The sequence below is a fragment of the Bradyrhizobium sp. CB2312 genome (assembly GCF_029714425.1).
GTDB lineage: Bacteria > Pseudomonadota > Alphaproteobacteria > Rhizobiales > Xanthobacteraceae > Bradyrhizobium.
Window position 1 is genome coordinate 1,137,501 of record NZ_CP121668.1, and the last position, 22,998, is coordinate 1,160,498.

Genomic DNA, 22,998 nt, shown 5'->3' on the forward strand with positions numbered 1-22,998 from the left:
GAAGATCGATGTCGCCCGTCCCGTCCCGGTTCAAGGCGGGGCCGCTTTGGTCGAACTCTGTTTCGAAAACCGGCCGCGCCTAGCCTGCCTCTTTCGAGAAATTGAAGGAGTGGACATCGAGATGACAGGTCCCCGAATGAGAGAGTTCGGGGAAGCTCTCGCGTGGCTACACGTATTGATGCCGATGACCGTCGATGGATCGGTTCGACAAATTGACCCTATGGCGATCGGCAGGGTCGCTCAGCAAGCAATCAGGCCGATACCTGGCAGCACCGCTCTTTCGCAAGCGATAGAGCAACGATATTTCAGCGCATTCGAGGCTTCCTCGTACAGGGTTTGTCCACAAGGCTTGTGTCATGGTGACGCGTGGACTGGAAATGCGCGTGTCTCTGACGGCAGGATCGGCTTCTTCGACTTCGATGATTTCGGGCATGGTGCTTTCATGCTCGATCTCGGTACCGCCGCCTGGCATCTTCGAGAGCAGGGGGATCAATCCGACCCGCTCATTGACGCAATGCTTTCCGGCTACGAGGTCGTCAGGACGCTGTCGAGGGAGGAGCGAGCGACGCTCCCGCTGTTCGTGCAACTGGCAGAACTTCGCTCTCTGACATTCCTCGCTGAACATTGCGTTCTCAGCGCTGACATGTGGCTCGACGTTTTCCGCCGAGCGGAGAAGACACTTCGCTTCTAACAAGTCCGAGTCGGGCCGACAGAAGCCTTTGCGCACGCATGATCTGCCGGGTCGTTCCTCAGCACCGCTGCGAAACTCCACCAGGTCCTTGGGTGCGGGCAGAACCAGCTTGCCCTGCCAGTTGTGGTGATAGCGAGCTCTCGAACGTGGATGGACGAAAGCCGTAGCAAAACCGTAGGGTGGGCAAAGGCGCAACGCGCCGTGCCCACCGTCTTTCGACTCGGGCACGTGGTGGGCACGCTTCGCTTTGCCCACCCTACGATAGCTGCTTCAAACGCAAAAAGCCCCGGAGACAACCCCGGGGCTTTCGTCGTTTCGCCGCTTGCAGCGGGGCGCAACTACGTCCTCGTCCGCATCCGCATCATGAAGCTGTCGAAGCTGAGCTCCGCGACCTGCATCCAGGCCAGCGACTCGTTGCGGTAGGCGGCGAGGCTCGCATGCATCTTGCCGAAATGCGGGTTGCTCTTGGAGAGATCGGCGTAGATCTCGTTCGCAGCGCTGTAGCAGCCCTCCAGCACTTCCTGCGGGAAGGGTTTGAGGATCGCGCCGGCGACCAGCAGCCGCTTCAGCGCCGGCGGGTTGACCGCATCATACTTGCCCGTCACCCAGGTGAAGGTGTCGCGCGAGGCGCAGTCGATCGCGGCCTGGTAGTGCTTCGGCAACGCGTTCCACTTGTCCAGGTTCATGATGTTGTGGCCCTGGCCGGTGCCTTCCCACCAGCCCGGATAATAGTAGAACTTCGCCACCTTCACGAAGCCGAGCTTCTCGTCGTCATAGGGGCCGACCCATTCGGCGGCATCGATGGTGCCCTTCTCCAGCGCCGGATAGATGTCGCCGCCCGCGATCTGCTGCGGCACGCCGCCGACCTTGGCGATGATCGTGCCGGCGAAGCCGCCGACGCGGAATTTCAGGCCTTGCAGATCGGCCATCGACTTGATCTCCTTGCGGAACCAGCCGCCCATCTGAGCGCCGGTCGAGCCGGTCGGAATGCCGATCGCGTTGTGCTCCTTCAAGAGGGCGTTGAGCAGATCCTGTCCGCCGCCCCATTGCAGCCAGGAGATGTGCTGGCGCGTGTTGAGACCGAACGGCAGCGCCGTGCCGAAGGTGAAGGCGGGATTCTTGCCCCAGTAGTAATACAGCGCGGTGTTGCCCATCTCGACGGTGCCGTTGGACACCGCATCCAGCACCTGCAGGCCTGGGACGATCTCTCCGGACGCGAACGGCTGGATCTGGAATCTGTTGTCCGTGATCTCGGCGACGCGCTTGCAGAAATATTCGCAGCCGCCGTAGAGCGTATCGAGCGCCTTCGGCCAGCTCGCGGCGAGTCGCCATCTGACCTCCGGCATCGATTGTGCAACGGCTGGTGCGGCAACGGCACTCGCGGCAAGGCCCAATCCGCCCGCCGTCAGGAATTTACGACGTTCCATGCGCTTCCCCTCTCTCTCTCTGATGTCGAGTCCTCGACGAGGGATCGCGATCTTGGTGCCGCTTTGGTCTTCGCCGGGCAACCGACGTTTCGTTGTGTCCGAAATCTTGGTTTTTCCGGATCGCGATCAGGATGACCAAAGGGGGTGCGCAAAGCAAGCGCTCTTTGGTCGTGTCCCCGGCACGGCCGTTCAATGTTGCGCTGCGAACGCCGCTTCCATCGCCTTTCGAACCTTCACCGTCTCGTTGTTCGCGTCGAACTCCACGTCGCTCCAGCGCACCACCGCGCCATGCGCGACGTCACGCTTCAGCTTCACGCGATGCGCCAGGCCGATCGGCAGCGCGCCGGCCTTCAGGCTCGCCGCCGCAGGCACCAGCTTGCCCCACACTGTGTAGCCGCCTTCGCCGTCCAGCATCTCGCCGGCGCGCAAGGCACGCTTGGCGACCGCCGCGACGTCGCCGCGGAAGCCGTAGGGCTGCCCGGTCGGCTCATTGCGCAGCGCGGCCGACAGGATCGAGATGTTCAGCTCGAGCCCGATCAGGTGATAGGGCTTGTACATTGCAGCGTACCGCCCACTGGCATCGGTCTTCAGGCCGTATTGCCTGAAACAATCCGCTGCGTAGTCGTTCGGCGCCTCCAGCACGACATAGACGCCCCAGCGCAAATCGCGAAACACCGGCCGGCCATCGCGCTCGAGCGACGACACCACCTCCACCACGCCGGAGCGCTCCAGCACGCCGCCCTTGTCGCTGGGCCGCATGACATGCGGCAAATCGTCGACGCCGCAGGGCGGAAACAGCAGGCCGCCCGCGGGCACATCGAGCCCGCAGGCGTTGGCGATCGCGGCCATTTCGATCGCCGATTTGGTGCCGTCGAGGAAGGAGTTGAACATCTGCGGATTCATGCCCGCCGACTGCGCTTCGCCGGCGGTGAGGCCGTAATGCTGCCAGACGCCGTCAGGCGTCACGTCGTGATAGGCCGGCAGATATTTTGTCCCTTTGCCCGCGGCAACGACGCGAAAGCCGGTGGCGCGGGCCCAGTCGACCATCTCCGCTGTCAGCGCCGGCTGGTCGCCATAGGCGAGCGAATAGACGACGCCGGCTTTCCGCGCTTCCTCGGCGAGCAGGGGGCCTGCCAGCACGTCGGCCTCGACATTGACCATCACGATATGCTTGCCCGCCGCGATCGCGGCGCGCGCATGTTGGATGCCGACGGCGGGATTGCCGGTCGCCTCCACCACCACATCCATCGCGCCGCCGGCAATGGCGCGGGCACCGTCATCGGTGAAGACGGTCCTGGCGATGCGCTCGGCATCCCAGCCCACGGTGCGGCATGACTCGCGCGCGCGCTCGCGATCGATGTCGACGATGATGGGCACCTCCAGCCCTGGCGTGTGCGGCACCTGGGCCAGAAACATCGAGCCGAACTTGCCGGCGCCGATCAGTGCGACACGAACGGGCTTGCCGGCGGACGTGCGGGCCTGGAGGAGACGGAAGAGGTTCATGGGGGAATATTTCCAGTGCTACAGAATTTCGTGAGACGCGTGTTTCTATCAGCTCGTCATGGCCGGGCTTGACCCGGCCATCCACGTCTTACTGCAAGTGATCGTGTCGAGACGTGGATGCCCGGGTCAAGCCCGGGCATGACGACTGAGGATGTTGCGCGCGCGAACCTACTCCGCCGCCTGGCGCGGCGCCCGGGCGAGCCGCAGCAGCGCATCGTCCTCCACCGTCTTGATCGGCGCAAAATCGCGATGCGCGATGTACTCCGGCCGTGTTGGTGTGCGGATGTAGTTCGAGACCGCGTTCAGCGTCAGGTACACGATCTTGCGCGGATAGGGCGTGATGTTGCCGCTCGAACCATGCACGAGATTGCCGTGGAACATCAGCATGCCGCCGGGCTTGCCGGTGGGCGCAACGATGCCGCCCTGCTTGACGAGACGCGTCACGGTGTCCTCGTCCAGCGTCCATAGCGGGTAGGACGTGGTGGCGAGGTCGTGCGCGGCTTCGAGATCGCCGGCATTCTGGCTGCGGGGCACCAGCATCAGCGGGCCGTTGATCGGCATCACCTCGTCGAGGAAGATCGCAATGTTCATGGCACGCGGCTCCGGCATGCCGTCGTCGCGCTTCCAGGTGCCGTAATCCTGGTGCCACTGCCAGACATCGCCGGTGAAGGCCGATTTCGCGTTGATCTTGAACTGGTGCATGTAAACAGGCTCGCCGAACACCTGCTCGACCGGATCAATCATGCGCGGATGCGCGCCGAGGAGTCGGAATGCCTCGTTGTAGAGATGCGCGGCGAAGGCCGTGCGCGGCGCGCCGCTCTTCTCGCGCCAGACCTCCGGCCTGTTGGCGTCATAGATGCCGACCGCCTCGCGCGCGAGCAGGTCGACCTCCTCCTGGCTGAACAGCTCGGGGAGGAACAGCCAGCCCTCGCGGTGGAAGAACTCCAATTGCTCCTGAGACAGTTTCATGGATCGTCCTCCTGTTTGATTATTTGTTTTTTCTCTCGTCATGGCCGGGCTTGACCCGGCCATCCGCGACTTTGCTCCACGTACCGAAGAACGTGGATGCCGGGACAAGCCCGGGCATGACGGCGCGTGCTTTTGTCGCTACGCCGCCGCCTCGTCCGTCACCCTCAATCTCTCCTCAGTCATCCGTCCCGCCGTCTGCGCATGCGCCAGCGCCGCGCGCTCGGCGGCCTTCGCATCGCCTGCGAGAATGTGCTTGGCGATGTCGGCATGCTCGGCCCAGGCGCTGCCGCGATAGTCGAGCTCCGACAGCACCGCCGCCATCGAGCGGCGCATATGCGGCCATTGCGGCGCGATGGTCTCCTCGATCACGGGATTGCCGGCGAGCTGATAGATGGCGCGGTGAAAATCGACATCGAGCGTGATGAGCTCGGCGAGCGAGGTGTTGCGATCGATGCTCCGTCCGGCGGCTAGCGCTGCGTCCAGCCGTGCGCGTCCCGCCGCGTCGGCGCCCGCGCGCATCGCCGCGAGCCGCGCGGCCAGCGCATCGATGGCGCCGCGCACCTCGTAGAGCTGGCGGATGCGGGAGGGATCGAGCTGGGTGACTTCAAAGCCGCGCTTGCCGCTCTCGGCGACGAGCCCCTGCCGGTGTAGCAGATGCAGCGCATGCGACACCGGCTGGCGCGAGACGCCGAGCTTGTCGGCAAGCTCGTTCTGCCGGATGCGCTGCCCGGGTTGAAGCGTGCGGTCGGAGATCGCCTCCAGGATTCGGGCATAGACCTGGTCGATCAGGTTCGGAAGCGGGTCGAGAGGGATCACGCCGGCAACTCCGAAATTTAGCACGGAATACGGAATTCCGTATTCGAAAGTATAGCGGGAGGGGGAGGGCGTCAAGTCGGCGTCTAGGGCTTCTCTAACCCATTGATATTGCTAGCCCCGTCTACTGTGCATGGGGTTGTTTTCGCCGTTATGGCCTGGCGAGGTCGGGGTCCTATTTCTTCTTGCCCTGCTCGATCAGCAGCCGGCTCATCAGGTACAGCCGCGGCACGATCGAGTTGGTGTCGATGAACTCGTCGCGGGCGTGATAGCCGAAGCCGGCGAGGCCAAAGCTCTCGACCACGACCGCCTTGCCGCTGCGGCTGGCATAGCCGGCATCGGTGCCGCCGCCGGTCATCTCGGCGATGTCGAGCTTGCGGTCGATCTCGGCATAGATCGCCTGTCCCTCCTGCGCCAGCGCGCGGCCGCGCTCGCTGGCGACGAAGGGCGGGCGCCCCGGCGTGATGGTCACCGTCGTCTCGGTGTCGGGCACGAGCTTGTTCTTCAGCTTCTCGTCGAGCGCCGCCTGCAACTTGGCGACGCCGTCGGGACTGGTGAGGCGGACGTCGGCGCCGGCCTCGGCCTTCTCCGGGATCTGGTTGCGCACGGTACCCGCCTGCGCCGTGGTCCAGTTCAGCTGCGTGCCCGGGATCGACTTCGCGACGTCCTTCGCCTGCAGCAATTGATGCGCCAGCTCGATCAGTGCGTTGCGGCCGAGATCGGGCGCGGCACCGGCATGCGAGGCGCGGCCCTTCACCTCCATCTTCGCGGTCGCCGTGCCGCTGGCGCCTAGCAGCAGGCTCTCATTCTTCGCAACTGGCGCGGCCACCGTCGGCTCGCAGGACAGCACGACATCATGCTGGTCGGCAAGCTCCGCGATGATCTCGCCCGACCCGATCGAGCCGACTTCCTCGTCCGGATTGAACGACACTGTGAGCGTCGCGTAGTCCTGCCAGCCGGTGTCCTTCAGCATCTTGAGCGCATGCAGCACCACGGCGATGCCGCCCTTGTCGTCGGCGATGCCGGGACCGTAGATGCGGTTGCCGTCGACATGGTACGGCTCGCTTGCGAGGATGCCGCGCTGATAGACCGTGTCCATATGCGCGATCAGCATCAGCTTCCGCGTGCCTGATCCCTTGAACGTCGCGATCACCATGTCGGCGCGCGTGCCCGCAGTGGTCTTGCGCCGCTCGGTGCTGGCGCCCAGCGCCTTCAGGCGGGCTTCGGTGAAGTCGGCCATCGTCTTCAGGCCTTCGGCGTCGCCGCTGCCGCTCTCGATCATCACCATGTCGCGCAGGGTCTCGATCAGCAGCGCCTTCTCCTGCTCGGCGGCGGCCTTCAGTTTCTCGTCGGCAGCGGCGAGCGCGGTGCCGCTGCCGGCGAGGAGGCCGAGCACGGCGAACATGGAGACGTGGCGGGGTTTCATGAAAGCATCCTTTCGCGTATCGAGCGCCTGCAATCGCGCGATTGGACGGAAACGTAGCATCCGCACCGTCCGGATGCCACGCTCTAGGGCTCCAGCACCTCCACATCGAGCGCCGCAATCCGCTCCGCATCGGCCAGCGCCTCGATCCCGGCAATACGGTCGCCGCCGAACGTGACGCGCAGCGCGATGCGCAGCTGGCCACTGAGGATGACCGCAACGCCCATCTCGCCATCGACCAGCGCGGTCCGTGCCGCCTGGGCACGGCCCTTGTAGATCTGAGCGACGGCATCGGCGCCGCGGACCTCCGGCAGCGCGCCGAGCCGCACCGCGGCGTCGTCGGCACGGAAGACGACGCCGGGATCGAGCACGGCCAATAGCCCCTCGAAATTGCCCTCGCGCGACGCCTTGAGGAAAGCATCGACGATCTTGCGCTGATGCGACAGGTCCGCCTCGGGCACTGGCGCGCCCTGCACGCGCCGCCGCGCGCGGCTCGCCAACTGCCGCGAGGCGTCAACCGAGCGGCCGACGATCGGCGCGATCTCCTCGAACGGGACTGCGAACATGTCGTGCAGCACGAAGGCGAGCCGCTCCGCCGGCTGCAAAGTCTCGAGCACGACCAGCAGCGCCGCGCCGACGGAATCGGCCATCTCCGCCTCGCGCTCCCTGGTCTCGTCGACCGGCTCCGGCACATGCGGGCCCATCGGATCTTCCTTGCGCGACTTCCGCGCGCGCAGCATGTCGAGGCAGATGCGCGCGACCACGGTGGTCAGCCAGCCCCGGAGGTTCGCGATGTCGGATGTGTCGTAGCGGCTGACACGCAGCCAGGCCTCCTGCACGACGTCGTCGACCTCGCCGCGCGACCCCAACATGCGGTAGGCGACGGCACGCAGATGGTCCCTGTTGGCCTCGAACTGCCGCACCAGAAAATTTTCCTCGAAGCTTTCTTGGCTCATCGGTCACATCCCCTCATCGCGATCCGTCATGCCCATGACGAAGCCAATCCGGCCGATGTGACCGGAACCTTCGAAATTCGTGAAACGGAGACTCGATATGATGCACGCCCGCATGAATCACCCCGTCATGGTCCTGCCCGAAGCCATGAATGTCTTGCAGTCCCTCGGCAATTTGACCAAGCAGGGCCTGTCGGAAAAGCTCCTGGAACTGGTGCACCTGCGCGCCAGCCAGATCAATGGCTGCAGCGTCTGTGTCGACATGCATCCCAAGATGGCCCGCAAGCTGGGGGAGACCGACGAACGCCTGTTCGCCGTGTCCGCCTGGCGCGATGCGCCTTATTTCAGCGAGGCCGAGCGCGCCGCGCTGGCGCTGACCGAAGCCGTCACGCGGCTTGCCGATCGCGAGGACCCGGTGCCGGATGCAACCTGGAACGAGGCCGCCAAGCATTTCGACGAGCGCGAGCTGGCCACGCTGATCCTCTCGATCGCGGTCATCAACGTCTGGAACCGGCTGAATGCGACGATCAAGATGCCGGTGGGTGTGTGGAAGGTGTGAGCTTCTTCGCCTCTCCCCGCTTGCGGGGAGCGGCGCCTACTCAGCCAAGAACCTGCTCACCACCTCGCCGAATTCCATCGGCGCCTGCTCGAACATCCAGTGGCCGGCATTGGCGATCACCGCCGTCCGCGCGCCTGCAATATGCTCTGCCAGTACGCGCCACATCACCGACAGGCTTCCCGTGGTCGCGCCGCCGCCGATCAGCAGGGTCGGCGTCTTGATCGCCTGCGCATCGCTGAGCGTGTAGGGCCGGCGCTGCTCGTTGATCTGGCCGAGGAAGGTGAGCGTGTTGTCGCGCAATTGCTGTTTTGCGGCCCCCGGCACGCGCCGCCAGGAGCCGTCGCCCTCGATACCCTCGTAGAAATTCCGCAGCGCGCCCTCGATGTCGCCGGCGCGGATCATCTCGACCGAGCGCACCGTCTTTGCGGCGAGCGGCGGATGCGCAGGCGTGCCCTCTGGCAGCGGCAGGCTGGCGTCGAGATCGCCGCCGGGCTCGGCGAGCACCAGCTTGCGCAGCAGATCAGGCCGCGTCTGCGCGACACGAAACGCGATGTGGCCGCCGCGCGAATGGCCCATCAGATCGACGGGTCCGGGCTTCACCTGCTCGATGAAGGCGATCGTGTCTGCAACATGCTGCGCCATCTTGTAATCGTCGCCGACGGCGTCCCAATGCTCGGGAAAGAAATGTCGCAGGCTGACCGCGATCACCCGATGATTCCTAGACAGCGGGCCGAGTACCGAATACCAGGTGCGGAAATCGCCGAGCGTGCCGTGCACGCAGACCAGCGGACGGCCTTCGCCGACTTCGAGATAGGCCATGTCGTAACCGTTGACGCGGAATGTCTGCATGATCAGCTCGCCAGAAAATCCAGGACCACTTCGGAGTATTTTTGCGGCGCCTGCTCGAACATCGGATGCGTCGCGTTCGGGATGATCGCCGTCCTGGAGTAGGGCACATGCGCGGCGAGCGCATGCAGCACTTTTGGCAGCAGGCCCTTGGTCCGCGCGCCCAGGATGAACAGCGTCGGCATTTTGATGGATTCCGCATCCGCCTTCGAGAAGGGCGGGCGATCGTCGCGGACCTGACCGATCAAGGTGTAAGCGTTGTCGCGCAGGTTTTGCTTCACTATGGCTGGCAGCCGCGGCCAGGTGTTGGCACCCTCCAGCGTATCCACGAAGACGGCGAGCCCGCCATCGACATCGCCCGCCGCGATCTTGTCGGCCGAGGCCGTGAAGCGCGCAAGCAGCGGCGAGGGCCCGCCGACATAGTCAGGGTCGAGGCTCGCATCGAGTTCGCCGCCGGGCTCGGCGAGGATCAGCCGCCGTAGCAGATCCGGCCGCTGCTGCGCCACGCGGAAGCAGATGTGTCCGCCGCGGGAATGACCCATCAGATCGACCGGGCCGAGATCAAGGTTCTCGATGAAGGCGATGACGTCTTGGACATGCTGGGCAATCGAATAGGTGTCGCCGACGCCGTCCCAGCGTTCCGGGAAGAAGTGCCGCAGGCTGACAGCGATCACCCGGTGTCGCTGCGTCAGTGGCCCGAGCACGCAGCCCCAGACGCGGAAGTCGTTGAGCGATCCATGCACGCAGACCAGCGGCGCGCGGCCCTTGTCTTCGCCCACGTCGAGATAGGGCATGTCGTAACCGTTGACGTGGAGGCTTTGCATTCTGGGGGGCTCGTGAGAAGAGTGCGGAACTCCTGTGCAAGATTCCCGGAAACCGGGTGGATCGCAACTATTTCCAAGCCTAGATTTGAGCACAGATCACAGTGGGGGCATGCGAGAAGGACGCAAGCTCAGGAACCAAGCCATGACCGACCAGCATTTTGCCCTGTTCGACACGAAGATAGGCCTCTGCGCCATCGCCTGGGGCCCGCGCGGCATCAACGGCACGCAGCTCCCGATGGGCGGCGAGCAGAAGATCCGGACCCGCATCAGCCAGCGCCATCCTGACGCCAGCGAAGCCGAGCCGACGGCCGAGGTGCAGCAGGCGATCGACCGCATCGTCAACTTGCTCGCCGGTGAGCCCGACGATCTCACCGACATCCCGCTCGATCTCGATGGCGTGCCCGAGTTCAACCGCGGCGTCTACGAGATCGCCCGCGCCATTCCGCCCGGCAAGACCATCACCTATGGCGACATCGCAAAACAGCTCGGCGGCGTCCAGCTGTCGCGCGACGTCGGCCAGGCGCTCGGCCGCAACCCGTGCCCGATCGTCGTGCCCTGCCATCGCGTGTTGGCGGCGGGCAACAAGCCCGGCGGCTTCTCGGCGAATGGCGGCGTGGTGACCAAGCTGAAGATGCTGGAGATCGAAGGCGCGCTCGTGAACCACACGCCGAGCCTGTTTGATTGAGGGTGCGAAAGCTCGCTCGGCGTCATGGCCGGGCTTGACCCGGCCATCCACGTCTTCCTCCTCGGTAGAAGAACGTGGATGCCCGGGACAAGCCCGGGCATGACGGTGTTCGGTGCGGCCGCCTGCCCTAAATCTTCGTCGCCGTCTTCGGCCAATATCTGTCGCGCAGATGCCGCTTCACCAGCTTGCCCGTGGGCGTGCGCGGCAGCTCGGCTTCGAAGTCGATCGAGCGCGGGCATTTGATCGCGGAGAGGCGGCTCTTGCAGTAGGCGATCAGGTCGGCCTCGAGCGCCTTGCCGACGCGCTTCATGTCGTGCGGCTGCATCACTGCCTTGACCTCCTCGCCCATCTCCTCGTTCGGCACGCCGAACACGGCGACGTCGGCCACTTCGGGGTGAGTGATGAGCACGTCTTCCGTCTCCTGCGGGTAGATGTTCACCCCGCCCGAGATGATCATGTAGGATTTGCGGTCGGTCAGGAACAGAAAACCGTCCTTGTCGAGATAGCCGACGTCGCCGAGCGTCGACCATCCCTTGGCGTTGTAGGCCTTCTTCGTCTTCTCGGGGTCGTTGTGATAGGTGAAGGCGGGTGCGTCGGCGAAATAGACCGTGCCGATCTCGCCGACCGGCCGCTCCTCGTCGTTCTCGTCCAGAATCTTGATCTTGCCGACCACGGCGCGGCCGACGCTGCCGCGATGCTCCAGCCATTGCTGCGAGTTGCAGACGGTGACGCCGTTGCCCTCCGAGCCCGCGTAGTACTCGATCAGGATCGGGCCCCACCATTCGATCATCTTCGCCTTGACGTCGACCGGGCAGGGCGCGGCGGCGTGGATCGCGCCCTTCAGCGTCGAGACATTGTACTTGGCGCGGACATCGTCCGGCAGCTTCAGCATGCGCACGAACATGGTCGGCACCAGCTGGGATTGTGTGACCTTGTATATCTCGACCAGCTTCAAAAACTCCTCGGCATCGAAATGCTCCATGATGATGGAGGTGCCGCCGAGCACGGTCGCCATCATGTTGAAGCGCAGGGGAGCGGCGTGATAGAGCGGCGCCGGCGACAGATAAGTGCTCTCGGCGTTCATGCCGCACATGTCGGCGCAGAGCACGCGCAGGAACGCGTTCGGCTCGTCGATCTTGTTGCCCTCGAACGCCTTCTTGATGCCTTTCGGGCGGCCGGTGGTGCCCGATGAATACAGCATGTCGTAACCGGCGACTTCGTCCGCGATCGGCGTGGTCGGCTGCGCCGCGGCTTCCTTGTCGTAGGAGCGGAAGCCGGGTAGCGGCTCGTCCATCATGTAGAAGATCGGCTCGCCGGCAGCACCCTTGACCAGGTCCTTGATCTGCTCGGCGCATTTCGGTGTGGTGATGACGACCTTGGCGCCGCAATCGCCGATGATATAGTCGATCTCGTCCTGTTTCAGATAGCGGCTGATCGCGGTGTAATAGAGCCCGCTCCGCTGCGCCGCCCAGCAGATCTCCATGAAGGCGAGGCGGTTTTCCATCAGCAGCGCGATGTGGTCGCCGGCCTTCAGACCCAGAGAGCGGAAAAGTTGCGCGCCCTGGTTCGAAAGCTCGTCGAGCTCGCGATAGGTGATCGCCTTGCCGGTGCCGGCCATCTGGTAGGCGATCTTGTCGGGCGTCGTGCGGGCGTAGATGGAGGGGTGAGTCATGGCGTTTCCTCAAAACGCGAATGGCGAGTAGCGAGTGGCGAATAGGGAAGAAGGGTAAACCGTTCTTCGCCTACTCACCATTCGCTACGCGCCACTCACTACTCGCTTTTGCTTTTTTTACAGCCGTTCCACGATCGTCACGTTGGCCATGCCGCCGCCTTCGCACATGGTCTGGAGGCCATAGCGCTTGCCGCGCTGATGCAGGGCGTGGACCAGCGTCGTCATCAGCTTGGTGCCGGAGCCGCCGAGCGGGTGGCCGAGCGCGATGGCGCCGCCGTTGACGTTGAGCCTGCTAGGATCGGCGCCAGTGGTCTTGAGCCAGCCGGTCGGTACCGAGGCGAAGGCTTCGTTGACCTCGAACAGGTCGATGTCGTCGACCTTCATGCCGGCCTTCTCCAGCGCCTTCTTGGTGGCGTGCAGGGGAGCGTCGAGCATGATGACGGGATCGCCGCCGGTCATGGTCATGTGATGGATGCGCGCGAGCGGCTTGACGCCGAGCTGCTTGAGGCCGCGCTCGTTGACCACCATGACGCCGGAGGCGCCGTCGCAGATCTGGCTGGCGCTGGCCGCGGTGAGCTTGCCGTTCTCGGCGATCAGCTTGACGCCCTTGATGCTGTCGAGCGTGGCATCGAAGCGGATGCCCTCGTCGATGTGATGGGTGTCCTTGGAGCCGTCGGCGCGGGTGATCTCGAGCGGCACGATCTCCTTCTTGAAATGGCCGGCTTGCGTGGCCGCGATCGCGCGCTGGTGGCTCTGGAAGGAATATTCGTCGAGATCATCCTTCGACAGCCCGTACTTCTCGGCCATCATCTCGGCGCCGGTGAACTGGCTGAACACGATGTTCGGATATCTCGCCTCGATGCCCGGGCTCTTGTAGTGGCCAAAGCCGTTCTTGGCGGCGAGCTGCGAGGACAGGCCCATCGGCACGCGCGTCATCGATTCCACGCCAGCCGCGATCACCACGTCCATCGTGCCGGACATCACGGCCTGGGCCGCAAAATGCAGCGCCTGCTGCGAGGAGCCGCACTGGCGGTCGATCGAAGTGCCCGGCACGCTCTCCGGCAGTTTCGAGGCCATGATCGCGTTGCGCGCGACGTTGTTGGACTGCTCGCCGACCTGCATCACGCAGCCCATGATCACGTCCTCGACCAGCGCGGGATCGACCTTGGTGCGGTCGACCAGCTCGTCCAGCACCTTGGCGGCGAGATCGGCCGGATGCCAGCCGGCGAGGCGGCCCCCCTTGCGCCCGCCCGCGGTCCGCGCAGCGGCGACGATGTAAGCCTCGGCCATGTCGGTCTCTCCCTGGATTCTTCTGGATTGGTTTGGTTGTCGGGGGCGGATTTAAGGGGCGGGATATGGTTTAGTCAATCGATCAATTAACACTTGTGATGAGGCGCTGCATCGGCTTATCTGCGGCCCGCCTCAAGCGCCGAGAACAGGGATTTCCGTGACTACCAGCGTACCGAACAGGCTCCCCAGCGGAAAAAATTCCACGGCAGAGAAATTGCTCGTGGCCGCGAGCGAGCTGATGATCGAACGCTCCTCGATCGAGATCTCGCTCTCCGACATCGCCCAGAAGTCAGGCGCCAACGCCGCGCTGGTGAAATATCATTTCGGCAACAAGGACGGCCTCTTGCTGGCGCTGCTCGCGCGGGATGCCGCGACCGAGATGTCCAATCTCGAATATCTGCTGGCGCAGCCGATCACGGCGACGGCGAAGCTGAAGCTGCACATCGCCGGCATCATTCGCGCCTATTACCGGTTCCCATACATGAACCGGCTGATCCATTATCTTCTGCACGAAAGCGAGGCGGGCTCTGCCGACGAAGTCTCGAAATTCTTCGTCGCACCGCTATTGGATTTTCATCGTCGTCTGCTCGCCGAAGGCGTCAGCCGCGGCGAGTTCCGCCAAACCGATCCGGTGCTGTTCTACACCAGCCTGATCGGCGCCTGCGATCACCTGTTCTTCGGCCGGCACGCGATGTCTCGCGCGACCGGCGTCGGCCCGGTCACCGACGAAGTCTGCCGGCAATACATCAAGCACATGGAAACGCTGATCTGCGGCGGCATCCTCACGCAAGCCGGGGAAGCTGCTGCGGCCGGATAATCCGGCCAGAACTCTTCAAGTCTAGAGAAGAAACGCCCAAGGAAAGGTAGCCTGTCATGGAATTAAAAGACGTAGCCGTTCTCATCACCGGCGGTGGTTCGGGTCTCGGCGAGGCGACCGCCCGCGCCATGGCGGCCAAGGGCGCCAAGATCGGCGTGATCGACCAGAACAAGGAGAACGCCGAGAAGGTCGCAGCCGAGGTGAAGGGCGTCGCGCTCCACGCCGACGTCACCAGCGAGGAGCAGATCAAGGCCGCGATCGCGAAGGCGGAAGCCGCGCACGGCGTCGCCCGCGTGCTGATGAACTGCGCCGGCATCGGCGGCTCGCAGCGTATCGTCGGCCGCGACGGCGTCTATCCGCTCGAAAAGTTCGCGCGCATCATCAACGTCAACCTGATCGGCACCTTCAACTGCCTGCGCCTGTTCGCCGAGCGTCTCGTCACCATCGAGCCTGTTGGTGAGGAGCGCGGCGTCATTATCAACACCGCGTCGGTTGCCGCTTACGAAGGCCAGATCGGCCAGATCGCCTATTCGGCGTCGAAGGGCGGCGTCGTCGGCCTGACGCTTCCGGCCGCGCGCGACCTCGCCAGCCAGAAGATCCGCGTCAACACCATCGCGCCCGGCCTGTTCTTCACGCCGCTGCTGATGGGATTGAACGAGGAGGCCCGCAAGAGCCTGGGCGCCCAGGTGCCGCATCCCTCGCGCCTTGGCGATGCCAAGGAATATGGCGCGCTCGCCGTGCACATCGTCGAGAACGCGATGCTGAACGGCGAGACCATCCGTCTCGACGGCGCCATCCGCATGGCGCCGCGGTAGCTCTCTTCCCTTCTCCCCTTGTGGGAGAAGGTGGCGCGCGTAGCGCGCCGGATGAGGGGTTCTCTCCGCGGAGACAGACCCCTCACCCAAGGGAGTATGTGGTCAGCGACGTACATGCCCTCTCCCACAAGGGGAGAGGGCGCAATAACCGCCACTCAAAGAGCGGATGCAGGAGCGCCCCATGTCCCAACCGCTGCTGATCGAGCATGACGATGGCGTTGACCGGGTGACGCTCAATCGTCCCGAGAGTCTCAACGCACTCGATCCCGCGCTGATCGATGCACTCAACGTCTATTTCCAGGGTCTGCAGCGCAACCGGGAAACGCGCGTTGTCGTGCTGCGCGGCGCCGGCAAGAACTTTTGCGCGGGCCTCGATCTCAAGGCCGCGATGGCGCGCCGCGCCGGGCAGCAGAAGCCGCCGGGCGTTACGGAGTCGCTGGATTCGCAGCGGCGCATCGCCGACATCGTCATGCTGATGCGGCGCTGTCCGCAGCCGATCATCTCGCTGGTGCAGGGCGCGGCCGCCGGCGGCGGATTTGCGCTGGCGCTGGCCTCCGACATCCGCATCGCGACGAAGTCGGCACGGATGAACTGCGCCTTCATCAAGCTCGGCCTTGGCGGCTGCGACATCGGCACTAGCTATTTTTTGCCGCGGCTCGTCGGCGTCTCTGTGGCTTCGGAACTTATCCTCACCGGACGCTTCATCGGCGCCGAGCGTGCGCTTGCGGTCGGACTCGTCTCTGAGGTCGTCGACGAAGACAAGCTTGATGCCGCGGCTGAGCCCTACATCGATGCGATGATGACGGCCTCGCCCGTCGGGCTGCGGCTGTCAAAGGAATGTCTCGACATGAGCGTCGATGCAGGATCGCTGGAAGCCGTGATCGCGATGGAGGATCGCAACCAGGTCCTGTGCAGCCGCTCCGAGGAATTTTCGGAAGGCATCAGGGCCTTCCTTGAGAAGCGAAAGCCTGTCTATATCAAGCGCTGAACGACAAAGATCCGCAAAGGACAATAATTCCGGGAGACGCAAAATGAGTGGAAGCGCGGCGGCGGTCATGTCAAAGCCCGCCTTTCGCAAGGTCGAGTGGCTCGCGCGCGACATCGATGTCGAGCGCCGCGCCGACGGCACGGTGGTGCTCAAGTCGCGCATTCCGTTGCAACCTCACGAGACGCACATTCCGGCTTCGCTGGCGAAATGGGCCAGGGAAGCGCCCGAGCGCATCTGGCTCGCGCAGCGCGGCGGTCCGAACCGCGAATGGCGCAAGGTTTCCTACGGCGAGGCCAAGCGCACCGTCGATGCGCTGACGCAGGCGCTGCTCGATCTCAGGCTCGACGGACGCCCGGTCGCAATCCTCTCGGGCAATTCGATCGAGCACGCGCTGATGACGCAGGCCGCGATGCAGGCGCGCGTCCCCGCGGCTCCGGTGTCGCCGGCCTACTCCTTGATGAGCCACGATCACGTCAAGCTGAAGTATCTGTTCGACCTGATCAAACCGGCCGTGGTGATGGTGCAGGACGGCCCGACCTTCGAGAAGGCACTGAAGGCACTCGATCTCACCGGCGTCGCCGTCGTTCACGTCGCGCGGCCCTGCGATGGCGTCAAGAGCGTCAGCTTCGCTGAGCTCGCCGCAACGTCGGTGACCGCTGATGTCGAGGGCTCGATCGCAGAGATCACGCCCGACACAGTCGGCAAGCTGCTGTTCACCTCGGGTTCGACCGGCATGCCCAAGGCGGTCATCAACACGCAACGCATGATGTGCGCCAATGCGGCGATGATGATGCAGGTGCGGCCGCGTATCCCGGGCGGCCCGCTGCCGGTCGTGCTCGACTGGATGCCGTGGAATCACACCATGGGCGGCAACGCGGCATTCCATCCCGTTCTGGTCGACGGCGGCACGCTCTACATCGATGACGGCCGGCCGCTGCCCGGCCAGCTTGAAGAGACCATCAGGAATCTCCGCGAGATCTCTCCGACCTATTACGCCAACGTGCCGGCGGGCTACGCCGCGCTCGCGGCGGCGATGGAAAAGGACGATGCGCTGTGCCGCTCGTTCTTCAAGAACCTGTCGATCATGGCCTATGGCGGCGCGCGGCTGCCCGACGATCTCTACGATCGCATGCAGGCCCTCGCCGTGAAGGCCACCGGCGAGCGCATCGTGTTCTACACCGGCTGGGGTTCGACCGAGACCGCGCCGACCTCGACCGGCACCTATTGGGACACCGAGCGCGTCGGCCTGATCGGCCTGCCATTCCCGGGCGTGGAACTGAAAATGGTGCCGTGTGGCTCGAAATACGAGCTGCGCCTGCGCGGTGTTAACGTCACGCCCGGCTACTTCGGTCAGCCGGACCTGACGAGGAAGATGTTCGACGAGGAAGGCTTCTACTGCATCGGCGATGCCGGCATCTTCGTTGACGATGCCGATCCGGTAAAGGGCATCATCTTCGCGGGGCGGGTGGTCGAGGACTTCAAGCTCACCACCGGCACGTTCGTGCATGTCGGCTCGCTTCGCACCGATGCGATTGCTGCGGCGACGCCCGTCGTGCATGACGCGCTGGTGGCTGGGCAGGATCAATGCTCCATTGGCTTGCTCGCCTGGCCCAATCTGCATGCGTGCCGTCAGCTTGTCGGCAATCCCGAGCTGACATTCGAACAAGCGGTGAAGCATCCGGAGGTGATCGCCTGCTTCAAGCGAGGTCTCGAAGCGCACAACACCGAATGCGGGGGCGCCAGCAGCCGCGTCATCGCGCGCGCGATGCTGATGGTCGAGCCGCCGTCGATCGACGGCAATGAGCTGACCGACAAGGGCTACATCAACCAGAGCGCCGGCCTCGAACGCCGCGCCGCACTGGTCGAGCGGCTCTATGCGGAGCAGCCGGATCAGGATGTGATCGTGCTGCGATGAGAACGAGTGAATTCGTCATTCCGGGGCGCGCGTAGCGCGAACCCGGAATCCAGAGATGACCAGATCGAGATTCCGGGTTCGGCGCTCCGCGCCGCCCCGGAATGACAGCAAGTGAAAGGTAGCCGCCATGAACTTCGACTTCTCCGACGACCAAAAGCAGCTCCGCGATCAGGCGCGCAAATTCCTCGCCGAAAAATGCTCGCCCAAGGCGGTGCGTGTCGTGCTCGACGGCAAGGCGCCTTACGACAAGGAGCTGTGGAAGGGCCTCGCCGAGATGGGTTTTCTCGGCGTCGCGATCCCGGAAGAGTTTGGTGGCGCGGGCGCCGGTCATCTCGAACTCTGCGTGATCGCGGAAGAGATGGGCCGGGCCAATGCGCCGGTGCCGTTCTCCTCGACCGTCTATCTTGCCGCCGAAGCGCTGCTCATCGCCGGCAGCGACGCGCAGAAGAAGAAATGGCTGCCCGCGATCGCATCGGGCGATGCGATCGGCACGCTGGCGCTGTTCGAGGGCAAGGGCAATCCGGCGCCGAAGAACGTCGAGCTCACGGCGGCGAATGGCGTGCTCAACGGCGTCAAGAAGCCGGTGGCCGATGGCGCGATCGCCGACTTCGCGGTCGTTGCGGCGCGCACGGGATCGAGTGGGCGCGAAGGCGACATCTCGCTGTTCCTGGTCGACCTCAGGGACGGCGGCGTCGAGGTGAAGAGTCTCACCAATCTCGATCCAACCCGCGGGCAGGCTGAGCTCACTTTCAGGGATTGCAAGGCCGAGCCGCTGGGTGCAGCCGGCGAAGGCTGGAGCATCTTGACCCAAGTGCTCGACCGCGCGGCGGTGCTGTGTGCCTTCGAGCAGGTCGGTGGCTCCGACCGCGCGCTGGAGATGGGCCGTGACTACGCGCTCGACCGCATCGCGTTCGGCCGTCAGATCGGATCGTTCCAGGCGGTCAAGCACATGCTCGCCGACATGTATGTCTCGGCGACGCTGGCGCGTTCCAACAGCTATTACGGCGCCTGGGCGCTCTCGACCAACGCAGCCGAGTTGCCGGAAGCGGCAGCCGCCGCGCGCATCAGCGCGACGCAGGCGTTCCAGCATTGCGCCAAGAACAACATCCAGGTTCACGGCGGCATGGGTTTCACCTGGGAGTTCGACTGCCACATGTACTACCGCCGCGCCAACGCCATGGCGCTGGGCTTGGGCAGCCTCTCCTATTGGGAAGACCAGCTGATCGACCGCATGCGGAAGAAGAACGCGGCGTAACGACAGTGCGTAGGATGGGTAGAGCGAAGCGAAACCCATCGCCACGCAAGGATTGGAAGAGATGGGTTTCGCTGCGCTCTACCCATCCTACGAGATGAACGGCGCGGCCGAGGACTGAGAACCATGAACTTCGACGACACCCCGCAGGAAGCCGAGTTCCGCGCAACTGCTCGCGCCTGGATCGGCGCCAATGCGCCCAAGCAATACGAGGAAGAGCTGCGCAAATCCTCGCTCGGCCGCACCGTGCTCAAGAACGCCAACATTCTGGAGGTCGCAAAAGCCTGGCAGAAGAAAAAGGCTGATGCCGGCTGGGCCTGCCTGCACTGGCCGAAGGAATATGGCGGCCGCGGCTCATCGCCGATCGAGCGCGTGATCTGGCAGCAGGAAGAAGGGCCGTTCGGCCAGCTGTCCCGCATGTTCATCATCGGCCACGGCATGTGCGGACCGACCATGATGGCGTTCGCGCGCGAGGAGCATAAGCGCACCTACCTGCCGCCGCTCGCTTCGGGCGAGAAGGTGTGGTGCCAGCTGTTCTCCGAGCCCGCTGGCGGCTCCGACGTGGCCGGCCTGCGCACGCGTGCGGAAAAGGACGGCGACGACTGGATCATCAACGGCCAGAAGATCTGGACCTCGGGCGCGCATTATTCCGACTATGGCATCTTGCTCACCCGCACGGATCCGACCGTGCCCAAGCACAAGGGCCTCACCATGTTCTTCCTGGACATGAAGAGCCCTGGTGTCGAGGTGCGGCCGATCAAGCAGGCGAGCGGCGCTTCCGACTTCAACGAGGTCTATTTCACCAATGTCCGCATCCCCGATCATCAGCGCCTCGGCGAGGTCGGTGATGGCTGGAACGTTTCGCTGACCACGCTGATGAACGAGCGCAGCGCGATCGGCGCGGCCGTCTCGACCGGTTTCCCTGAATTGTTCGAATATTGCTCCAGCCTGATGCTCGACGACGGTCCGGCGATCGAGGACCGCGCGGTGCGCTCGAAGCTCGCGAACTGGGCGGTGAAGGCGAGCGGGCTGAAATACACCAGCATGCGCGCGATCTCGGCGCTGTCGAAAGGCGAGCGTCCGGGTCCGGAAAATTCCATCGGCAAGCTGGTTGCGGGCTCGATGATCCAGGACGTCGCGACCTACGCGCTGGATCTGCAGGGCGCGGCGGGCGTGGTTAGCGGCGAGGATGCCGAGCTCGCCGGCCGTTTCCAGGCGATGCTGCTGCGCGCGCCGGGCACGCGTGTCGAAGGCGGCACCGACGAGATCATGCGCAACATCATCGCCGAGCGGGTCTTGGGCCTGCCCGGCGATATCCGTGTCGACAAGGACGTGCCGTTCAACAAGATCCCGACGAAGGGCAGATGAAATCGTAGGGTGGGCAAAGCGAAGCGTGCCCACCTCTAGAAGGCGGTGGGCACGCTTCGCTTTGCCCACCCTACGAAGAAAAGGGAAGCGCCAATGAATTTCGACGACACCCCGCAGGAAGCCGCGTTCCGCGAGACCGCACGCAAATGGGTCGAGGCCAATGCGCCGAAGGAGCTGCATGCCGAGCTGTCGAAGTCCTCGCTCGGCCGCATCCGGCTTGCCAAGCATGACATCGTCGATGTCGGCAAGGCCTGGCAGAAGAAGAAGTTCGAAGGCAATTGGGCCTGCCTGCATTGGCCGAAGGAATATGGCGGCCGCGGCGCGACGCCGATCGAGCGCGTGATCTGGCAGCAGGAGGAGGGCGTCTACGGCAAGCTGACGCAGCCGTTCCAGATCGGCGAGGGCATGTGCGGTCCGACCGTGATGGCCTTCGGCAGCGAAGATGCAAAACGCCGGTACCTGCCAAAGCTCGCCTCGGGCGAGGAGATCTGGTGCCAGTTGTTCTCCGAGCCCTCAGCCGGCTCGGACGTCGCGGGGCTTCGCACCCGCGCGGAGAAGAAGGGCGACAATTGGGTCGTCAACGGCCAGAAGATCTGGACTTCCGGCGCGCATTATTCCGACTATGGCCTCCTGATCGCGCGCACCGATCCGAATGTGCCCAAGCACAAGGGACTCACCATGTTCTTCCTGGACATGAAGAGCCCGGGCGTCGAGGTGCGACCGATCAAGCAGGCCAACGGCATGCAGGAGTTCAACGAGGTCTATTTCACCGACGTCATCATCCCCGACAGCCAGCGTCTCGGCGCGGTCGGCGAGGGCTGGAGCGTGTCGCTGACGACGCTGATGAACGAGCGCATGTCGATCGGCGCGCGGCTCGCGACCGGCGTGCCTGAGATGTTCGAGTTCTGCGCGAACCTGATGCTGGAGGACGGGCTCGCCATCGACGATCCCGCCGTGCGCTCGAAGCTAGCAAGCTGGGCGGCGAAGTCGAGCGGGCTGAAATATACCAGCTATCGTACGATCTCGGCGCTGTCGAAGGGCGACCGGCCGGGGCCGGAGAATTCGATCGGCAAGCTGGTCTCGGGCATGATGCTGCAGGACATCGCGACCTATGCGATGGACCTGCAGGGCGCGGCCGGTGTTCTCACCGGCAGCGACGAGGAGACGGTGCAGGGCCAGTTCCAGCAGATGCTGCTGTCCTCGCCCTCGATGCGCATCGCCGGCGGCACCGACGAGATCCTGCGCAACATCATCGCCGAGCGCGTGCTGGGCCTGCCCGGCGACATCCGTGTCGACAAGGACGTGCCGTATAACAAGATCCCGACCAAGGGGCGGTGATCTCCCCTCTCGCTGCATCTCGTAGGGTGGGCAAAGCGAAGCGTGCCCACCATATGCAGATGCGCCGGGGAAAGTCTGTCCGTGGGTACGGCGCGATGCGCCTTTGCCCACCCTACGAGAAGAGCGCGAGCTGATCCATGGACGCACACGTGAAACAAAACGACCGCATCGGCGTGCTCGAAGAGCTCCTCAACGAGCGCTACTCCGTCCGCGCCTTCCTGCCCAAGCAGGTCGACCGCGCCACCATCGAGCATGTCTTGACTACCGCGCAGCGCACCGCGTCCTGGTGCAACAGCCAGCCCTGGCAGGTCATCATCGCCAGCGGCGAAGCCAAGGAGCGTTTTCGTCAGCTGATCTACAAGGAAGCGTCAGGCGGCCTCGGCGACGACTATGATTTCATCCCGCCGCGCGAATATGTCGGGGTCTATCTGGAACGCCGCCGCGAGAGCGGCTTCCAGCTCTACAACACGCTCGGCATCGCCCGCGGCGACAAGACGGCTTACGCGAAACAGGCGCTGGAGAACTACAATTTCTTCGGCGCGCCGCATGTCGCCATCATCCACACCAACGAGCCACTCGGCATCTACGGTGCGATCGATTGCGGAGCCTATGTCTCGAACTTCATGCTGGCCGCGCAGGCGCTCGGGCTCGGCACCATTCCGCAGGCGGCGCTGGCGCGTCACTCCGGCCTGATCCGCCGCCATTTCAATCTGCCCGACGACCGCCGCGTCGTCTGCGGCATCTCGTTCGGCTATGCCGACAACGCCCACAAGGTCAACAGCTACCGCACCTCGCGCGCCAGCGTGGCCGACACCGTGACCTTCGTCGAGGAGTGATCGAACGCCAGGCT

The 22,998-nt window shown here is 64.4% G+C and carries 21 protein-coding genes (1 of these 21 cut by a window edge); 11 read left to right on the top strand and 10 right to left on the bottom strand.

What is annotated here, in order from left to right; all coding sequences use genetic code 11:
* Positions 1 to 691, top strand: partial view of a phosphotransferase gene (locus QA642_RS05380; RefSeq protein WP_283083727.1) — the 3' portion only. The gene continues 206 nt to the left of window position 1, outside the view; the window shows 691 of its 897 coding nt (coding positions 207-897); its start codon lies beyond the left edge, outside the window; the stop codon is at positions 689 to 691.
* A 338-nt stretch (positions 692 to 1,029) separates the two neighbouring features.
* Here QA642_RS05380 and QA642_RS05385 read toward each other — a convergent pair whose 3' ends face one another.
* The 6 genes from QA642_RS05385 to QA642_RS05410 form a co-directional block, all read right to left on the bottom strand.
* Positions 1,030 to 2,118 carry an ABC transporter substrate-binding protein gene (locus tag QA642_RS05385; RefSeq protein ID WP_283083728.1) on the bottom strand — a complete coding sequence of 363 codons (1,089 nt, stop codon included), beginning with the start codon at positions 2,116 to 2,118 and terminating at the stop codon, positions 1,030 to 1,032.
* 189 nt (positions 2,119 to 2,307) lie between these two features.
* Complete coding sequence (locus QA642_RS05390; protein ID WP_283083729.1) at positions 2,308 to 3,621, bottom strand: Gfo/Idh/MocA family oxidoreductase; 1,314 nt, start codon at positions 3,619 to 3,621, stop codon at positions 2,308 to 2,310.
* Positions 3,622 to 3,789: 168 nt separating this feature from the next.
* Positions 3,790 to 4,590 (bottom strand): phytanoyl-CoA dioxygenase family protein, encoded by an 801-nt coding sequence (locus tag QA642_RS05395; protein ID WP_283083730.1) that lies wholly within the window; start codon positions 4,588 to 4,590, stop codon positions 3,790 to 3,792.
* Positions 4,591 to 4,728: 138 nt separating this feature from the next.
* Positions 4,729 to 5,406, bottom strand: coding sequence for a GntR family transcriptional regulator (locus QA642_RS05400; RefSeq protein ID WP_283083731.1), 678 nt, complete (start codon positions 5,404 to 5,406; stop codon positions 4,729 to 4,731).
* Positions 5,407 to 5,578: 172 nt separating this feature from the next.
* Complete coding sequence (locus tag QA642_RS05405; RefSeq protein WP_283083732.1) at positions 5,579 to 6,829, bottom strand: M20/M25/M40 family metallo-hydrolase; 1,251 nt, start codon at positions 6,827 to 6,829, stop codon at positions 5,579 to 5,581.
* Between the two features lie 83 nt (positions 6,830 to 6,912).
* Positions 6,913 to 7,782, bottom strand: coding sequence for a sigma-70 family RNA polymerase sigma factor (locus tag QA642_RS05410; RefSeq protein WP_283083733.1), 870 nt, complete (start codon positions 7,780 to 7,782; stop codon positions 6,913 to 6,915).
* Positions 7,783 to 7,882: 100 nt separating this feature from the next.
* On the opposite strand from QA642_RS05410, the gene QA642_RS05415 reads away from it, so the two are divergent.
* Positions 7,883 to 8,338: a carboxymuconolactone decarboxylase family protein gene (locus QA642_RS05415; RefSeq protein WP_283086808.1), complete on the top strand. Its 456-nt coding sequence runs from the start codon at positions 7,883 to 7,885 to the stop codon at positions 8,336 to 8,338.
* A gap of 36 nt (positions 8,339 to 8,374) precedes the next feature.
* Here the strand turns inward: QA642_RS05415 and QA642_RS05420 are convergent, their stop codons facing one another.
* Positions 8,375 to 9,187: an alpha/beta hydrolase gene (locus tag QA642_RS05420; RefSeq protein WP_283083734.1), complete on the bottom strand. Its 813-nt coding sequence runs from the start codon at positions 9,185 to 9,187 to the stop codon at positions 8,375 to 8,377.
* A gap of 2 nt (positions 9,188 to 9,189) precedes the next feature.
* Positions 9,190 to 10,008 carry an alpha/beta hydrolase gene (locus QA642_RS05425; RefSeq protein ID WP_283083735.1) on the bottom strand — a complete coding sequence of 273 codons (819 nt, stop codon included), beginning with the start codon at positions 10,006 to 10,008 and terminating at the stop codon, positions 9,190 to 9,192.
* Positions 10,009 to 10,150: 142 nt separating this feature from the next.
* On the opposite strand from QA642_RS05425, the gene QA642_RS05430 reads away from it, so the two are divergent.
* Positions 10,151 to 10,693 carry a methylated-DNA--[protein]-cysteine S-methyltransferase gene (locus QA642_RS05430; RefSeq protein ID WP_283083736.1) on the top strand — a complete coding sequence of 181 codons (543 nt, stop codon included), beginning with the start codon at positions 10,151 to 10,153 and terminating at the stop codon, positions 10,691 to 10,693.
* 127 nt (positions 10,694 to 10,820) lie between these two features.
* On the opposite strand, the gene QA642_RS05435 is transcribed toward QA642_RS05430, so the two are convergent.
* Both QA642_RS05435 and QA642_RS05440 read right to left on the bottom strand, forming a co-directional pair.
* A complete protein-coding gene (locus QA642_RS05435) occupies positions 10,821 to 12,365 on the bottom strand; it encodes an acyl-CoA synthetase (protein ID WP_283083737.1) in 1,545 nt (514 codons plus the stop codon).
* 117 nt (positions 12,366 to 12,482) lie between these two features.
* The gene (locus QA642_RS05440) at positions 12,483 to 13,655 is read right to left on the bottom strand and encodes an acetyl-CoA C-acetyltransferase (RefSeq protein ID WP_283083738.1); all 1,173 of its coding nucleotides are present in this window, start codon (positions 13,653 to 13,655) and stop codon (positions 12,483 to 12,485) included.
* 238 nt (positions 13,656 to 13,893) lie between these two features.
* On the opposite strand from QA642_RS05440, the gene QA642_RS05445 reads away from it, so the two are divergent.
* The 8 genes from QA642_RS05445 to QA642_RS05480 all read left to right on the top strand — a co-directional run bounded on the left by QA642_RS05445 (position 13,894) and on the right by QA642_RS05480 (position 22,984).
* Positions 13,894 to 14,472 (top strand): TetR family transcriptional regulator, encoded by a 579-nt coding sequence (locus tag QA642_RS05445; protein WP_283083739.1) that lies wholly within the window; start codon positions 13,894 to 13,896, stop codon positions 14,470 to 14,472.
* A 56-nt stretch (positions 14,473 to 14,528) separates the two neighbouring features.
* Entirely contained in the window at positions 14,529 to 15,287 is a 759-nt protein-coding gene (locus QA642_RS05450) for an SDR family NAD(P)-dependent oxidoreductase (RefSeq protein WP_128954145.1), read from the top strand.
* A gap of 181 nt (positions 15,288 to 15,468) precedes the next feature.
* Entirely contained in the window at positions 15,469 to 16,275 is an 807-nt protein-coding gene (locus QA642_RS05455; protein ID WP_283083740.1) for an enoyl-CoA hydratase/isomerase family protein, read from the top strand.
* Between the two features lie 43 nt (positions 16,276 to 16,318).
* On the top strand, positions 16,319 to 18,190 hold the full coding sequence (locus QA642_RS05460; protein ID WP_283083741.1) for an AMP-binding protein: 1,872 nt from the start codon (positions 16,319 to 16,321) through the stop codon (positions 18,188 to 18,190).
* A gap of 127 nt (positions 18,191 to 18,317) precedes the next feature.
* Complete coding sequence (locus QA642_RS05465; protein ID WP_283083742.1) at positions 18,318 to 19,445, top strand: acyl-CoA dehydrogenase family protein; 1,128 nt, start codon at positions 18,318 to 18,320, stop codon at positions 19,443 to 19,445.
* Positions 19,446 to 19,568: 123 nt separating this feature from the next.
* The gene (locus tag QA642_RS05470) at positions 19,569 to 20,810 is read left to right on the top strand and encodes an acyl-CoA dehydrogenase (RefSeq protein WP_211414575.1); all 1,242 of its coding nucleotides are present in this window, start codon (positions 19,569 to 19,571) and stop codon (positions 20,808 to 20,810) included.
* A 93-nt stretch (positions 20,811 to 20,903) separates the two neighbouring features.
* A complete protein-coding gene (locus QA642_RS05475) occupies positions 20,904 to 22,148 on the top strand; it encodes an acyl-CoA dehydrogenase (protein WP_283083743.1) in 1,245 nt (414 codons plus the stop codon).
* Between the two features lie 137 nt (positions 22,149 to 22,285).
* Entirely contained in the window at positions 22,286 to 22,984 is a 699-nt protein-coding gene (locus QA642_RS05480; protein WP_283083744.1) for a nitroreductase, read from the top strand.
* The last annotated feature ends 14 nt before the right edge of the window (positions 22,985 to 22,998 follow it).